14 protein-coding genes and 2 pseudogenes are annotated in these 15,198 nt (G+C 66.0%); 7 read left to right on the forward strand and 9 right to left on the reverse strand.

Features of this window, described 5'->3' with window-relative positions; genetic code table 11:
- Positions 1–22: 22 nt before the first annotated feature.
- From ACLMAJ_RS01765 to ACLMAJ_RS01785, 5 genes are read right to left on the reverse strand one after another with little or no spacing between them, the layout of a single operon-like run.
- Positions 23–859 carry an SMP-30/gluconolactonase/LRE family protein gene (locus ACLMAJ_RS01765; RefSeq protein WP_412011654.1) on the reverse strand — a complete coding sequence of 279 codons (837 nt, stop codon included), beginning with the start codon at positions 857–859 and terminating at the stop codon, positions 23–25.
- Positions 859–1,839, reverse strand: a complete 981-nt coding sequence (locus tag ACLMAJ_RS01770; protein ID WP_412011655.1) for a hypothetical protein — start codon at positions 1,837–1,839, stop codon at positions 859–861. The genes ACLMAJ_RS01765 and ACLMAJ_RS01770 overlap by 1 nt, the downstream gene beginning before the upstream one ends.
- A 50-nt stretch (positions 1,840–1,889) precedes the next feature.
- On the reverse strand, positions 1,890–2,918 hold the full coding sequence (locus tag ACLMAJ_RS01775; protein ID WP_412011656.1) for a zinc-dependent alcohol dehydrogenase: 1,029 nt from the start codon (positions 2,916–2,918) through the stop codon (positions 1,890–1,892).
- Positions 2,915–4,072 (reverse strand): mandelate racemase/muconate lactonizing enzyme family protein, encoded by a 1,158-nt coding sequence (locus ACLMAJ_RS01780; protein ID WP_412011657.1) that lies wholly within the window; start codon positions 4,070–4,072, stop codon positions 2,915–2,917. Before ACLMAJ_RS01780 ends, ACLMAJ_RS01775 begins: the two co-directional genes overlap by 4 nt.
- A 2-nt stretch (positions 4,073–4,074) precedes the next feature.
- Complete coding sequence (locus tag ACLMAJ_RS01785) at positions 4,075–5,595, reverse strand: aldehyde dehydrogenase (NADP(+)) (RefSeq protein ID WP_412011658.1); 1,521 nt, start codon at positions 5,593–5,595, stop codon at positions 4,075–4,077.
- 25 nt (positions 5,596–5,620) lie between these two features.
- Here ACLMAJ_RS01785 and ACLMAJ_RS01790 point away from each other — a divergent pair, with 25 nt between their 5' ends.
- Together ACLMAJ_RS01790 and ACLMAJ_RS01795 are read left to right on the forward strand one after the other, a co-directional pair.
- Positions 5,621–6,070 (forward strand): substrate-binding domain-containing protein, encoded by a 450-nt coding sequence (locus ACLMAJ_RS01790; RefSeq protein ID WP_412011659.1) that lies wholly within the window; start codon positions 5,621–5,623, stop codon positions 6,068–6,070.
- Positions 6,067–6,696: pseudogene (locus tag ACLMAJ_RS01795) on the forward strand (MmyB family transcriptional regulator); the annotation flags it as partial. The gene ACLMAJ_RS01790 and the pseudogene ACLMAJ_RS01795, both read left to right, overlap by 4 nt.
- A 107-nt stretch (positions 6,697–6,803) precedes the next feature.
- Here ACLMAJ_RS01795 and ACLMAJ_RS01800 read toward each other — a convergent pair.
- Positions 6,804–7,382, reverse strand: coding sequence for a TetR/AcrR family transcriptional regulator (locus tag ACLMAJ_RS01800; RefSeq protein WP_412011660.1), 579 nt, complete (start codon positions 7,380–7,382; stop codon positions 6,804–6,806).
- 146 nt (positions 7,383–7,528) lie between these two features.
- Between ACLMAJ_RS01800 and ACLMAJ_RS01805 the strand changes: the two genes are divergently transcribed.
- The 3 genes from ACLMAJ_RS01805 to ACLMAJ_RS01815 all read left to right on the forward strand — a co-directional run bounded on the left by ACLMAJ_RS01805 (position 7,529) and on the right by ACLMAJ_RS01815 (position 10,303).
- On the forward strand, positions 7,529–7,915 hold the full coding sequence (locus tag ACLMAJ_RS01805) for a DUF2218 domain-containing protein (RefSeq protein ID WP_412011661.1): 387 nt from the start codon (positions 7,529–7,531) through the stop codon (positions 7,913–7,915).
- 236 nt (positions 7,916–8,151) lie between these two features.
- Positions 8,152–9,342 (forward strand): NAD(P)/FAD-dependent oxidoreductase, encoded by a 1,191-nt coding sequence (locus tag ACLMAJ_RS01810; protein ID WP_412011662.1) that lies wholly within the window; start codon positions 8,152–8,154, stop codon positions 9,340–9,342.
- Positions 9,343–9,352: 10 nt separating this feature from the next.
- Positions 9,353–10,303, forward strand: coding sequence for a sigma-70 family RNA polymerase sigma factor (locus ACLMAJ_RS01815; RefSeq protein ID WP_412011663.1), 951 nt, complete (start codon positions 9,353–9,355; stop codon positions 10,301–10,303).
- Between the two features lie 16 nt (positions 10,304–10,319).
- Here the strand turns inward: ACLMAJ_RS01815 and ACLMAJ_RS01820 are convergent.
- From ACLMAJ_RS01820 to ACLMAJ_RS01830, 3 genes and pseudogenes are all read right to left on the reverse strand, one after another.
- A pseudogene (locus tag ACLMAJ_RS01820) lies at positions 10,320–10,472 on the reverse strand (DUF255 domain-containing protein); the annotation flags it as partial.
- 75 nt (positions 10,473–10,547) lie between these two features.
- A complete protein-coding gene (locus ACLMAJ_RS01825) occupies positions 10,548–11,600 on the reverse strand; it encodes a cupin domain-containing protein (RefSeq protein WP_412011664.1) in 1,053 nt (350 codons plus the stop codon).
- A gap of 841 nt (positions 11,601–12,441) precedes the next feature.
- Positions 12,442–12,837 (reverse strand): hypothetical protein, encoded by a 396-nt coding sequence (locus ACLMAJ_RS01830; RefSeq protein ID WP_412011665.1) that lies wholly within the window; start codon positions 12,835–12,837, stop codon positions 12,442–12,444.
- 179 nt (positions 12,838–13,016) lie between these two features.
- On the opposite strand from ACLMAJ_RS01830, the gene ACLMAJ_RS01835 reads away from it, so the two are divergent.
- Both ACLMAJ_RS01835 and ACLMAJ_RS01840 read left to right on the forward strand, forming a co-directional pair.
- The gene (locus ACLMAJ_RS01835) at positions 13,017–13,754 is read left to right on the forward strand and encodes a response regulator transcription factor (RefSeq protein ID WP_412011666.1); all 738 of its coding nucleotides are present in this window, start codon (positions 13,017–13,019) and stop codon (positions 13,752–13,754) included.
- Positions 13,751–15,106 (forward strand): sensor histidine kinase, encoded by a 1,356-nt coding sequence (locus tag ACLMAJ_RS01840; protein ID WP_412011667.1) that lies wholly within the window; start codon positions 13,751–13,753, stop codon positions 15,104–15,106. The genes ACLMAJ_RS01835 and ACLMAJ_RS01840 overlap by 4 nt, the downstream gene beginning before the upstream one ends.
- The last annotated feature ends 92 nt before the right edge of the window (positions 15,107–15,198 follow it).

The raw sequence follows: 15,198 nt of genomic DNA on the forward strand, positions 1-15,198 counted from the left end.
GGCTTCCCGGTGCCGGTGGGAGTCAGCCCTGGAATGCAGGCTGAGTCAGGCCCTGTCCCACTCCGGGAAGAACGAACAGACGCCCGGCCGCCGAATTGTCTGGGGACGACCCTATTCGGGCAGTGGTGACATAGAGGTCGGTCAATTCGGCACCGCCGAAAGCGCACGCGGTGGTCCGCGGTACCGGCAGCTCCACGACCCGGTCGAGGCGGCCGTGCGGAGTGTAGCGGCGGACCGCGCCGCCGTCCCACAGCGCCACCCAGATCGCCCCGGCGGCGTCCACGGTGAGTCCATCGGGCCAGCCGGCACCGGATTCGATGGTGACCCAAGGCTTTCTGTTATGGGCATGGCCGTCGATGAAATCGAAAGTATCGATGCGTCCGGTCGAGGAATCGATGTAATACATGCGCCGGCCGTCTGGACTCCAGCCGATGCCGTTGCTCACCGCGACATTGCCGAGGACCGTCTCGGCCGTGCCGCTGGGTGCTATCCGGGCGAGCGTACCGCCGCCACGCGTCTCGTCGTAGCGCATGGTGCCTGCCCACAGCGCGCCGTCCGGAGCGACGGCGGCGTCGTTGCCACGTCGTCCGGCGACCGGATCGTGAAACAGCCAGTCGAACGAACCTTCCGGGCCACGCAGGCCGATGCCATCACGCAGGTTCAGCACCAGTCCGCCGCCGCTGCGCGGTTTAGCCGCACCGACATGCTGTGGGACGGTAATCGATTCGACCGCACCGGATTCGGGATCCAGGCAGTGGACTCGGCAGTCCAGGATGTCCACCCACAGCAGTCGGCGCGTGGCGCTATCCCAGGTCGGCCCCTCACCGAGCTCAGCCAGCACCGAGGTAAGGATCTCCATCAGCTCAGCGCCACAGCCGATTCCGGCACCGGGAAGCGCTCGAGTTCGCCGGGCAGCCGGGCGCCGAGCGGCGACATCCCGCCGTCGGAGTCGAGCCGCCGCAGCAGATCCAGGACGAGCCGCCCGCGCCGCACCCTTTCCCGCGCGGTCGCGACCACGGTCTCGCGCAGATGCGCACCGGAGGGATAGATGCCGGGGGCCTTGGACAGGCCGAACTTCAGGTAGATCGGCGCGGCCCGCCGAATCAGCTCCGCCGCTTCGTACATGCGCACGTAGCCGCCCAGATCGTCGGGGGTTTCGACGTAGAGATCGAGCGGGACCCGGCTGGTGCGCCGGATTTCGGTGAAGTGCGCGGCGGTGAGATCCGAGGGCACGTTGATCGAATCCGCGCCCAGCCGTTCGTAGACCGCGACGGCGGCCGGGTTCACCGGCCCGATCAGGGCCGACAGTTTTAATGTCGTGTCGGCGGGCAGATTTCCGGCCGCGCGCAGCTGATGCAGCACCCACAGCACGCCTTCGTCGGCGACCAGGATGCAGCGCACACCGAGTTCGATGGCGCGCACGGCATCCTCGACGCAGCCCGCCAACCCGCTGTGCCCCAGAGCCCGTGGGCCGGTGCCACCGGCCGGTGTCCGGGTCCCCGCGCCGATGTCCCAGGTCGCGCGCGGTCCGGTGAACAGGCAGAGCTCGATATCACCGGCGGCGCAAGCGTCGACCATCTCGGTGATCTCGGCGTCGGTGAGCATCCAGATGCCGCTGCCCTGGCTGATCCGATGGATCGGTACGTCGAGCCGGTGAGACTCGGCGAGCACCGCCGCCAGTGCCTCGGGTCCCTCCACGGAGGGAATTTCGGTGCGCCACTGCCCGCCATCGGGGAAGCTGTGCGGCGAAGCGTCCTCCGAACGTGGCTGGGGCACAGCCAGTCCGAGCAGGTTCAGCTGAGAGTGCCCAGGCAGTCTGGGAATTCGGGAATCTGTCATCGAGAGTCCTTCAGATCGGAGGGGATCGGGCGAGCCGACGGGGAATTCCGTCACAGTTCGGCGGAATCGGGAAAGAGCAGCACCTTGCCGACCGCCGGGTCGCCGGAGTCGAGCAGCTTCATGGCTATAGCGAAATCCGTCAACGGCATTCGATGCGTGATCAGCGGCCGCGAGTCAAGAATCCCGGTGCTGAACGCGCGGACCGCATGGGTCCACGCCGCCGGTGGTGCGCCGAACACCGTGCGCACCTGCAACTGCCGCACAACCAGGTCAGTGGGATCGAGACCGATCGCGCCCGCCGCCGGAATCCCGATGAGCACCAGACGTCCGCCACGGCGCAGCAGTGTCGCGGCCGCGGCGGCACTGTCCGGGGCTCCAGCCGCCTCCACGACGACATCGAATTCGCCTTGATCGGACAGATTCTCGGCCAAACGGAACTCGGTCGCGCCGAACGCGAACGCTCGACCGGCGTGCTGGGGGTGACGTCCGACCGCGAGCAGCGCTGCCGGTGAGGTTGCCGCGAGCAGTTGGGCCGTCAGCAAGCCGAGCGTACCGGTGCCGACGACGGCGACCCGCTCACCAGGCCGGACCCCGGCGCACAAGGCCGCCGCCGCCGCACACGCCGCAGGCTCCATCAGCGTGGCCGCGGTCAGGTCGGCGTCGGAGTCGAGCACGTGCAGCAACCGCGCGGGCAGGGTGAGGGTCGTCGCCATCGCGCCCGGCTGGGTGAACCCGGTTTCCTCGTATCCCGCTGTACACAAGGAGGTTTCGCCGCCACGGCAACGGTCGCAGCGTTGGCAGTTCCGGAACCCTTCGCCCACCACTTTGCGGCCGACCAGGTCCACGGGCACCTCGGCGCCGACCGCAGCGACCGTGCCGGACCACTCGTGGCCGGGAATCACCGGATACTGCACATATCCCGCAGGTCGGGTGCCGCGCACGATTTCACGGTCGCTGCCGCAGATGCCGACTGCGTGCACGCGCACCAGCGCCTCACCGTGCGCGGGCGGACGTGGCAGATGCGGGACCAGCTCGAAGGTGTCCGGCCCGTCGACCACCAGCGCCAGTCCGCCGCTCACCGCGGCCCTGCGGGAGCGCGTTTCTCCCAGCCATCGGCCCACAGATCGAAATGTGCGCGCTGTTGCGGAAATTCGGCCGCCGCGTCGGCGTCGAATTCGACTCCCAACCCGGGTCGGTCGTGGCGGTGGAAATAGCCGTCGATCACCTCGGGCGCACCGGTGACCACCTTCTTGATCTCGGCGTCGGCGAAATCGTTGAAGTGTTCGAGTATCTTGAAATTTGGTGTGCTGAAACCGATTTGAAGCGAGGCGGCCGTGAGCACGGACCCGCCGACATTGTGCGGCGCCACCTGCATGTAGTGCGTCTCGGCGGTGGCGGCGAGTTTCCGAGTCTCGGAAATACCGCCGATGTGGCCCAGATCGGGTTGGATGATGTCCACGGCCTGGGTGTCGAACAGTTCCCGGAATTCGATGCGGTCGTGGATGCGCTCACCGGTCGCGATCGGAATATCGGTCTTGGCGGCCACTTTTGACAGTGCCGCGAGGTTTTCCGGTGGAATCGGCTCCTCCAGCCAGGCGGGCCGGAACGGTGCCAGTTCCCGGGCCAGGCGCACCGCTGTAGCAGGGCTGAACCGGCCGTGCATCTCCAGCATCAGCTCGGTCTCCGGACCGATCGCGTCACGCACCGCCTCGATCAAGGCGACCGCGGTCATGGTCTCGGCGTGCGACAGTTCGAAGTGCCCGGCGCCGAACGGATCGATTTTCAGCGCGCGATAACCCTTTTCGATAACGCCTCGGGCCGCCGCGGCATACGCCTGCGGGGTGCGTTCGGTGGTGTACCAGCCATTGGCGTAAGCCTTGACCTGATGGGTGACCGCGCCACCGAGCAACTGCCAGACCGGTACTCCCAGCGCCTTGCCTTTGATATCCCAGCAGGCCATCTCGATAGCGGCGATGCCGGACATGACGATCTCCCCGGCCCGTCCGTAATCGCCGTACTTCATGCGCCGCACCAGATCCTCGACCGCGAACGGATCCGAGCCGAGGACGTGATTGTGCTGCGCCTCCTGGAGATACCCCAGCAGTGCGTCGGTGTGGCCGAGCATGCGGGTCTCGCCGACACCGGTGATCCCCTCATCGGTGTGCACCAGCACGTAAGTCAGGTTGCGCCATGGCGTCCCGACGACGTGAGTCTCGATCTTGCTGATCCGCATAGCTATCCATCCATCTTCTTCGGCCCGCCGACGCGCCGGGGCAGGCCGAGCGGGTTGTCGTCGCGTAGTTCCAGGGGCAGCAGCCGTTCCGGAGTGTTCTGGTACGCCACCGGGCGCAGCCACCGTTCGATCGCGGTAGCTCCCACCGAGGTCGAGGTGGAGGTGGAGGCCGGGTAGGGGCCCCCGTGATGCTGGGCCGCGGTCACCGCAACGCCAGTCGGCCAGTCATCGATGACGATGCGCCCGGCGATTTCCGGGAGACGCGCCAGCAGGCGGGCAGTGGATTCGGTGCCGGTGCGCTCATTTGCGGAGATGTGGACGGTGGCGGTGAGGCTGCCGGGGACTCGGTCCAGCGTCGCGAGGATCTCCTCGTCCGTGTCGTATCGCACCACGACGGTGACCGGCCCGAAGCACTCTTCGAACAGCGGTTCGTGCTCGCCGTCGGCGAGTTCGCTCGCGGCAATCGTGAACGCTCCCCCGCGCACCGCGTGCTCTCCGGCCGCGCCCGGTGCGGGCGCGGCCTCGACGCCCTTCAGTTCGGCGCGTTCGGTGACGCCCCGCAGGAAGTTGTCCCGGATGCGGTGATCGAGCAGAACGCCCGGTTCGACTGTGTCCAATGCGCCCGTGAGCGCACCGACCAGCCGATCGCCGTGCGGGCCGGAAGGAGCAAGTACCAGACCGGGTTTGACGCAGAACTGTCCGACGCCGAGCGTCATCGATCCGGCGAGTCCGGCGCCGATGGCTTCGGCGCGCTCGGCGGCCGCGGCCGCGGTGACGACCACCGGGTTGAGCGATCCGAGTTCACCGTGGAAGGGAATCGGCGTCGGACGCGCCGCCGCCGCATCATGCAGTGCACGTCCACCGCGCACCGATCCGGTGAATCCCGCTGCGGTGACCAGCGGATGCTGGACCAGTCGTACGCCCGCCTCGAAACCGTGCACGAGTCCGACCACCTCGGGGGGTAGCCCGACCTCGGTCGCCGCCCCGCGCAGCGCGGACAAGGTCAGCTCGGAAGTGGCCGGGTGATCGGGATGCGCTTTCACCACGACCGGGCAGCCTGCCGCCAAAGCACTCGCGGTATCGCCGCCAGCGACCGAGAAGGCAAAGGGGAAATTCGACGCCGAATAGACCGCCACCACGCCGAGCGGCACCTGGTACCGCCGCAGATCAGGCTTGGCTCCGTCCGCGTGGTCGATGATGATGCCGAGGTATCCGCCAGCTTCGACGACCTCGGCGAAGGCGCGCAATTGCCCTGTGGTGCGCCCGATTTCGGATCGCATGCGGGGCAGACCCAACGCTGTTTCGGCGTCGCCCTCCGCGGCGAGACGGTCGATGTCGGCATCGAGGACATCGGCGGCAGCGCGCAGGAACCGGGCGCGGCGGTCGCGGTCGGCGAGCGCGTCGCGCGTCGCGTGGGCCGCGCGCACCACCCGGTCGACCTGTGCGGCATCGGCTTCGGTCCCGACCTGTGTGCGCCGCGAGTCCGTTCGGGGGTCCACACTCCATACCGTCAGATCAGGCATCCGCGGGACTCCTTTCGTTGGTCTGATGTGTTCTTCCGATGATGTTAGCGCTAACATTCGAAAACGTCGACGAGCGCGATTTCGCCGTGAAGGGCGGCGGATGAATAACAGGAAGCGCGCGGCCCGCGCGGCCGGCTCCGGCGTCAGCATCGTCACGCTGGAACGGATCGGCCGGGTCGCGGGCGTGACCGCGGTCTTCGCCGCCAACGACCAGATGGCGCTCGGCCTGTTGCGCGCCTTCACCGAACGCGGTATCCGCGTGCCCGTGGACGTGTCGGTCGTCGGCTTCGACGACATCCCCGAGGCCGCCTACCTCTCCCCGCGACTGACCACCGTCCGGCAGGACTTCGACGAGGTCGGCCGCCGCAGTATGGGGCTGCTGCAACAGCTGATCGAATCCGCAGAACCGGCCGAAGAAGCACCACCGGTGGTGCCAACCCTGGCGATCCGGGACAGCACCGCCCCGCCCCGCTGAACTCTGTTGCACAGCAGCGACTTCGGCACACATCCGGCGGCGCGCTACTTGTTGTAGACGTCGAAGGCGACCGCGGCGAGCAGGACCAGGCCCTTGATCACCAACCGCCAGTCACTGCCCACCCCGAGCATCGACATGCCGTTGTTCATCACACCCATGACCAGCGCGCCGACAATGGCGCCGACCACCGTGCCGATGCCGCCGCTCGCGGAGGCGCCTGCGATCCCGCGCTCATAACCCTCGTAGGTGAACTCGCCACCCACAGCCCCAAATTCCGTATCTGGTGGGCCGGACACACGGTGGCGGTGCACAGCAGCGGAACCAAAGCCATCCGCCACCCGGTCGTCGGTGAACTCACCCTCGCCTACGAGACCCTGACACTGGCCTCGGCTCCCGGCGTCCGGATTGTCACCTACCTCGTGGATACCGGTACCCCGTCGGCTGACGCTCTCAATCTGTCGCGACGTGCTCGACGCGTCGTTGTCGCGAACCTGGTTATCGCCGCCACCTTCATCACCGTCCTGGTGATCTGGGACCTCGTCGGACACCTCCCGCTGCCGTTGGGTGTGGCAGGCCACGAGGGGTCCACCGTGATCGTCGGTCTACGTCTGCTGCATTCGGCGGCTCGGCGGCGTGCGCGCAGCAGCAGCAGAGTAGAAACCCGGACAACGCGCCGCCGCCCGCGCGTTCGCACCGGCATGACCGGACGCCCGCGATCACCCCTCCGGGCGAACTACCGCGACTCCGGGCGCAGGCCACTGACGGTGATCGCGACGAGCCGGTCGATGGCCTTGGACGTGGTGAGCTCGGCCGCGGCAGACAGTGCGTGTAGGCAGTAGTTGGCCAGTTCGTCCGGGGCAATGTCGTTTCGGAGTTCGCCGGTATCGGCCCCCGCTTCGATCAGCTGCCGCACCATCTGGCGAAGCTGCGTCTGCGCGTCGACAATCCGCTCGTCGGGGTGCAGGAATTTCACCAATTGCCGGTCATGGCTACCGGTTTGGTGCGCGATGTGCGCGTAGGCGGTGAGCACGGCATCCAGACGCTCCCCCGGGCTGCCCGCACTCTGACGGACACGCGTGAGTTCGCTTATGTGTGTACCGATCTGGCGCGCATGCCACACCCGCAGGATCGCCTCGACATCAGGAAAGTACTTGTACAACGTCGCGCGGCCGATGCCGGTGCGCTCGGCGATCTGCGACATCGTGACCCCGCGCAAACCCTGCTCGAACACCAGCGCCGCGGTGGTGTCCAGGATCGCGTCGTGCACCTGCGAGCGGTGCGCTTCGATCGTTTCGTTCCATAGCTTCGGCACCCCTCAACAATACGCGATGCCTTTGCTGAATACATTGACTCTTGACTATAGACACAGTGTCTCGATAAATTGGGTTCAGGTCCCGCTCTTCCCGACCCGGACGGCGTCCAGGCGTGGCTGGCCACGATCACTCGGATGTGAGAACCATGCCAATCATCGAAGCCCGCATCACCACCGACCGGCCGGACCGATATCTGCGCCAATTCCGCAAGCACGCAACCGCAATGGCCTCACCACGCGCCCACAAGATACGCATGCACGGCAAAAACCCGGTCACCCGGGGACAGGTGCTATTGCGCGTCGAAGCGACCGACGCGCTCACCACGATCCACTTCGATACCTGGGGCCGCTGCATGATCAGCGCCGACGGAGACCTGCTCATCGTGCGCATCGACGCCACCGATGACCTAGCCCTGCAACGAATCCAGGACACCATTACCCGAGACATCGATCGATTCGGCCGAGGCGCACTCATCGCGGACTGGCGCGAACCCGACGACTCCGGCACGACGACCGCCGAGGCTGGGCAATGACCTCGACACATACCCGATCGAGCAGCCGACGTCACGCACCGCTGCTACTCGCGGTGGTCGTGACGGCGATGGTCGCCATCCACCTCGGTTCTGCCGGGTATGCGGTGATGACTCGAGCGACCCGCTGGCAGGCTGAACTCGGATCCGCTCCGGGTGATGCACGTCACCGGTCGGTGCTGTCAGGAATTCGGGGGCTGTCTCGTTCAGGCAGTACGCGAACCAGACAGGAGCGAATCATGAAGCACCGCATCGTCGTCCTCGGGGCCGGATACGCCGGAGCCTTCTCGGCCGGATACCTGGCCCGCCAACTGCATTCCGACGACTTCGAGATCACCGTCGTCAACGCCGAACCCGATTTCGTCGAGCGGTTGCGGCTGCACCAACTGGCCGCCGGACACGATCTCCCACACCGGCCGCTGTCGGAGGTGTTCGGGGGCACCGATATTCGGCTACGGGTGGCGCGGGTAATCAGCATCGACGCCGAGCATCGGACGGTCACGGTGGCCGACGGCGAGGGGATCGATAAGCTCGAATACGACACCCTCGTCTACGCGCTCGGCAGCACCGTCGCCGACCACGGCGTTGCGGGCGTCACCGCGCACGCCTTCCACGTGGCGGCACGGCCGTCCGCCCTGCGCCTGCGCGCCCACCTGGATGAGCTGGGTGAGGACGGGAGCGTGCTGGTCGTCGGTGGCAATCTGACCGCGATCGAGGCTGTCACCGAGATCGCCGAATCCCGTCCGGGACTGCGGGTCAGCCTTGCCACCAACGGCGAACTCGGCGGCTGGCTGGGCCCCAAGGCCCGCCGTCACCTGCTTCGCACCTTCGACCGGCTCGGTATCTGGATCCACGAGCACACCGCCATCGAGCGTGTCGAGGAGGCCGCGGCTTTCGCTGTCGACGGCACCGTTTTCGCCGCCGATGCGACCGTGTGGGCCGCCGGCTTCGCCGTCCACCCGATTGCCGCCGCCAGCGGCATCGAGGTGGAAGCCAACGGTCAGATCACGGTCGACCGTCACATGCGCTCGGTCTCGCACCCGGATGTCTACGTTGCCGGTGACAGCGCCTTCGTCATCGGCGACAACGGACAGCCGATGCCGATGTCCTGCGCGTCGGCGGGATTCACCGGTATGCAGGCCACGGCCGCGATCGTCGGCGACCTGACCGGGCGCAAGAGCAAGGCGACCGCGCTGACTTATTTCGGGAACCACATCAGCCTCGGCCGCAAGGACGGGATCTTCCAGCTGGTCGACAGTGACGCGCGCTCGAAGTCCGGGGCCCTGTGCGGCCGGTCGGCGGCGCGAGTCAAGGCGGCGATCGTGGGAACCAGCGGCTGGGCCGTGAGCCGCCCGACGTTCGGAAAGCCGAATCACAAGTACCGCTTGGCCGCCACCCGAGAGCACGCACCGGCCACGGCCGCCGTTTAGAGTCGCGTCCATGGTCATGGACACCGCCACCGTGGCGCGTTTCGAGGCCAGCCGCAATCGGCTGGCCTCACTCGCCTACCGTCTGCTCGGCTCGGCCGCCGACGCCGAGGACACGGTGCAGGACGCGTTCCTGCGGTGGCAGGCCGCCGACCGGGAGTACGTCGAGGTACCCGAGGCCTGGCTGACCAAGATCGTCACCAACTTGGCGCTGGACCGGCTCCGTTCGGCGCAGGTGCGACGCGAACGCGTGGCCGGCGCCTGGATGCCCGAACCGCTCCTGGACGGCGACCCGATGCTGGGCCCGGCCGACACCGTCGAGCAGCGCGAATCGGTGACTCTGGCGGTGCTGACGCTCATGGAGCGGCTGTCGCCGACCGAACGGGCCGTATACGTGCTGTACGAGGCCTTCGCGTACAGCCACGCCGAAATCGCCGAAATTCTCGGCATCACCGTGTCCGCGAGTCAGCAACACCTCCACCGAGCCCGGCGTCGAATCGGCGTCGCTCGCAACGGCATCGACATCGACCAGGCCGCCGCACGTCGCATCGTCGAAGCGTTCGTCGCCGCCGCTTCTTCGGGCCGGACCGAACGGCTGCTCGCGCTGCTGACCGACGACGCGACCGGCATCTCCGACGGTGCCGGACTGGGACTGGGGCTAGCCGAGAAGCTGATCCAATACTCGACCCCGGAACGGCTCGCCAACGCGATGCGAGTCTTCAAACCGTCGCCGGCCAAACGCAAACTCATCGGTGGCTCGCCCTCGATCCACGCCGTCGTGGTCAACGGCTGCCCGGCCATGCTCGTCACACTCGACGATCGGGTCGTGGGCGTCACGATCCTGGAGATCCGTGACGGCAAGATCGCAGGCGTGCGCGGCATCGCCGCCCCGGACCGGCTCGGTCGCCTCTCCAAGGAATGGCAGCGGCGGGAGCATGATGTCGCGCTGATCGAATCGTGGTGAATCAGCGCGCCGACAACCAATGGCACGACGCGTACCCGACCGACAGCAGAATCGGCACATCCCGCGCGGCCGCCTCCGCCAGCGCCTCGGCATCCCACTCGCGCCAATCCACCGGATTCCCGGCGTGCTGACGTAGGTAAGGCGATGTCGCACTTTCCAATTGGTTCACCCGTCAACCTGGTCATTTCAATCGCCGTATGAGCCGGCCACGCCGTGACTCGCGCTGGATGGGAGCCAGTGCGAGTCACGCTCGGTCGGCGACGGGGTCCAGGGGGTTGCGGCGGTTGACGAGTAGCGGGTCGGAAGGTGTAAAGGGAAAGTTGGGCAGGTCGTCGAGCGCGACGCCGAACGTGGCGGCGAGGACTTTGCGGGAGTAGGCGCTCATCGAGGCGCGGTAGCCGATATCGGCGGGGGTGGGCTGGTCGAAGAAGATGAGCAGGTGGATCTGCGGTGCGTCGATGACCTCGATGTGGTGGGGATAGGCGCGGGGGACGAAGTAGACCTCACCCTCGTTGACGATGTAGGTATCGAGGGCACCGTCAGGATTCATGATCGTCATCCGCGCCGAACCCTTGTGCACATAACCCATTTCGGCGGTAACCGGATGCCAATGCGGTTCGCGCATACCGTCTTCGCTGATTCGCAGGGAATACATCGAGATGTCGTGCAGCGCGGCCCAATACTGTTCACGCGCAGTACGGACCGATCCGGCCGAGGATTCCAGTGGTGGTGCGATTGCTTCGACGGCGAAATGATGAGGGTCGCCGAAATGGGCCGTCGACGGGATGTCGGGTGCGCCTTCGCGGCCAACTATCAGTTTGGCGGTGGTGCTGCGCCGGATGTCAGCGAAGGCCTCGGAGGGCAGGTCGTAGGTGTTGCCGAGGACCGCGTCGGTCATCGCGCCGAGGGCGGCACCGAAGCCGAAGTCTTCTGGTCGCTCATGGCGGAACGCAATGATGAACTCCGCGTCGGTGTCGCCGACGTTCTCCACGTGGTGCAACGCCCCTGATTCGATGTGGAACATCTCGCCGGCGCTGACCAGGAACGAGGAGAATTTACTTCCGTTGTCCAGGACCGACACGAGCGCTTGTCCGGAGGTGCAATAGGTCAATTCGGTGGCGTTGACATGCCAGTGCGGTTCGCGGATAGCGTTGGGAGCCAGCCGGAGTCGTTTGATCGACAGACCGTTCAAGACCGGGAAGTTGTCGGCGTTGAGCCGGTGGATCGAACCGAGTTCGCTGCGGAACATCTCTTCGCCACCCACTAGGGAGGCGACATGGATCGACGGTTTACGCATTGCTCCACCTTGTTCGCAGGGACAAGATTGTGCGCGTCGAACGTGCCTGACAATATGCGTGCGCCAATCATACATACCTGGCGATTGCCGACCTCATTTCATCGAAACGGCGTAGTTCCATTTCGAGGAGTTCACTAGATGGGTATGTGGCGAGTGCTTTTCGTCGGGTTCCACGCCACGGCTGGCGCGGTTCGAGGGAAGGACGCCCTGCGCCTAGGTTTCGGATCCGATCGCCGATTTACGGCGACCCGAGTTCTGCCTGCTGCTCTGCCCTCGAGAAGCGGGCCCGCGAACGCGACGACAAGCGGCCGAGCGCGGCCAACGCGAGTCACGTGCATACTCGGCGGGCGGACCAACCCGGCAACCGGGCAACAACGACGTCGCGCCGCTGCCTCGTTCTGCTGCAATGCCTGTGCCGGTGCGGCCCCGGTCGCGAAGAAACCCCCGGGGCCACGTATCCGAGCGTGCATACCGGTTGGTCTACACGCCCTCACTGTAGGCAAACTTCGAGCAGTGTCACCCGAACCATTCCCACCAGCAGTAAACGGATAGGTCCCGCCGCGTCAGATCCGGCTGGCAACCGTGGAGTGTCGCTCGTCGTTTGCGGCTCACGAGAATCGGAACCTTCGTACACCGCAAGATCACCCCGCGATGTGTCATTGCCTTCGAAAAGGCGTGGCCGATACCAAATCCGCCATCGAATCGGTTCATGGATCGAGGCCGGACGCGGTATAGCCGTCGAAGCCGGATCGGCGTGCTGACACAGATAGGTGACGTCGCACGTCACAGACCTGGACAACGGCGTCGTAAGCCGATGCCCAGGTCCAGCGCCACGGGCGTGCTAGCGGGTGGGTACCGGGATTCCGCAAGCCTCGAACGCCTCTTTGGCCTTGGCGATCTGCTCTTCGGAGGGCTTCCCGGCAGGCCTCGACTCTCGGGAAATGCCCTGGCCGGAAAGACATTGCTTCTGCTCGTCGGTGAGCTTAGGGCGTTCGGGCAAGGGGATTCCGCAGGCCCCGAACGCCTCTTTGACCTTGGCGATCTGCTCTTCGGAGGGCTTCCCGGCAGGCCTCGACTCTCGGGAAATGCCCTGGCCGGAAAGACATTGCTTCTGCTCGTCGGTGAGCTGACGGTGATTGCCCGGGCCATCGGCCGACGCGGTGCCGGCACCCAGCCCCACGGACAGTGTGATCCCGGCCGCGGCGACAGCCAGGAACGAGTAGCGGATGATCCGCATCGGATTCTCCCTTGTATCGAGCATCGACGCGATCTGCGACGACCACCGAAGTCTCGACAACCTGACTGGCGACTCCTTGAAGGATTCCTCGCGATTTCCTGTGGGGCGTCGGTCAATTCACAGGTATTCCCCAGCGATTCTTCAGGTAGCCGAGCAATTTCCGGTACACGGTATGGTTCATGCGCGAACCGACGATGCTGCCGGCACCCGAGTGGGACCTCAGTGAACAGGGCACGAACTCGCCACGGGTACTCGTCGTGGATGACGAGGAGAACATCGCCTATCTGGTCGGTACCGGCCTGCGCATGGCTGGATACACGGTGCGGACGGCGTCCACGGGCCGGGAGGCGCTGGCGTTGGCCGACACAATGCACCCGGATGCGATCGTGCTCGACGTCATGTTGCCCGACGACGACGGCTATACGGTGCTGCGACGTTTACGCGGAAGGGGTTGCGAGGCACCGGTATTGTTCCTGACCGCGCGTTCGGACCCCGCCGAACGGATCCACGGACTGACCAGCGGCGGCGATGACTACATCGTCAAACCGTTCGTCCTGGAGGAAGTGGTCGCGCGTGTCCAAGTCGCACTGCGCCGCAGCGGAGCCATCGCCGACCTGCCGGTACAACGGCGGGTGGCGGATCTGGTACTCGACGACCAGGCGCATCGCGTCTGGCGCGGCGATGACGAAATACATTTGACTGCAACCGAATTCACACTTCTGCGCTGTCTTATGACCAATGCCGGCCTGGTTGTGACCCGCGCGCAGATACTCGACCACGTCTGGCGATACAGCTTCGAAGGCGAATCGGCGATTATCGAAACCTTCATCAGCAGCCTGCGCAAGAAGCTCGACCGCGGCGGCACCAAACTGATCCACACCGTCCGCGGCGTCGGTTACACCATCCGGGAACCATGATGTCGCTGGCACGACGGCTGAGTCTGGCGCTGGTCGCGTTGGTGCTGACGCTGCTGGCCGCGGGCGCGGCGGTCGTACTAATCCAACGCCACTACCTGGTCCAGCAACTCGACCTCCAGCTCACCAAGTTGTCCAACATGCCCATGCCCGGACTGATGGCCGCACAGCACCCGTTTCGACCCGCGAGGTCGACGTTGGCCTTCGGCGACATCTATCTCGGAATCCGAAACGCCGACGGAACACTCACCACCGTGCAGGCACCGACCAATGATGCCGCTCTGGTCCCCGACCTGAACGGCGTGGACGAACTGCCCACCCCCACGGGCCGGCCGACGACCTCCGGCAACGTATCGGAGGTACGGGCGGTGACCGTCCGGAAGGGGGGCACCGACGTCGTCATCGCCCTCTCCGCACAGAGTGCGCAGGACGCCACCAAACAGTTGATCACCACCCTGGCCGCAGCGGGCCTCGTGCTCGCCATAGTGGTCGGCTCGGTGGTCTGGTGGGTGCATCGACTCGGGCTGACGCCCATCGCACGAATGACCGAAGCCGCCGACGCCATCGCCGCGGGAGCCTCTCATCGCCGTATCGAAGGTTGCGCATCGGGCACCGAAGCCGACCGGCTCGGCAAGGCCCTCAATACGATGATCGACACCACCCAGGCCACCGAGGATCGGATGCGACGCTTCGTCGCCGACGCTTCGCACGAACTGCGCACCCCGCTCACGACTTTGCGCGGCTACTCCGCGCTGCACTCGTCCGGCACCCGAACCGACGACGTGCACGACGCGATGCGGCGCATCAATGACGAAGCCCAACGTATGAGCCGAATCGTCGAAGCACTGCTCGACCTCAATAATCTCGACGTACACGGCCTCACCGACCGCGAACGCGTCGACGTCGTGGCCGTGATCGACGCAGTCGTCGAAGACTTGCATGTCATCGCACCCGAACGCCGAATCGAGGTCGACACCCCTCGATCTCTGTTCGCCGACGCCGTGCCGGATCGAGTGACCCAGGCGATCTTGTCCCTGACGACCAACGCCCTGCGCCACACTCCCCACGACACCCCGATTACCATCCGGGTGACCAACGCGACCGGGGTTCGAATCTCGGTCATAGACCACGGACCCGGCATCCCACCCGAACACCTGCCGCATCTTTTCGACCGGTTCTATCGAGTAGATTCCGGGCGGTCCCGCAGCGAAGGCGGCAACGGACTCGGCCTCGCCATCGTCGCCGCGATCATGCAGGCGCACAACGGCGACTACGGAGTCGATTCGCAACCGGGCATCGACAGCACGTTTTGGATCGAATTCCCCGAATACACACCGGCACAAAAGAATCGGTGACGCACCGTAGTCGACGCAACTCCGGCTCGCACTCCGAAGTGCTGAGGATGCTCAGTCCGCGAGCACCAAATCGGCACCCGAAGATCTCCCGC

Source organism: Nocardia arseniciresistens (genome assembly GCF_046764875.1).
Classification (GTDB): Bacteria; Actinomycetota; Actinomycetes; order Mycobacteriales; family Mycobacteriaceae; genus Nocardia; species Nocardia arseniciresistens.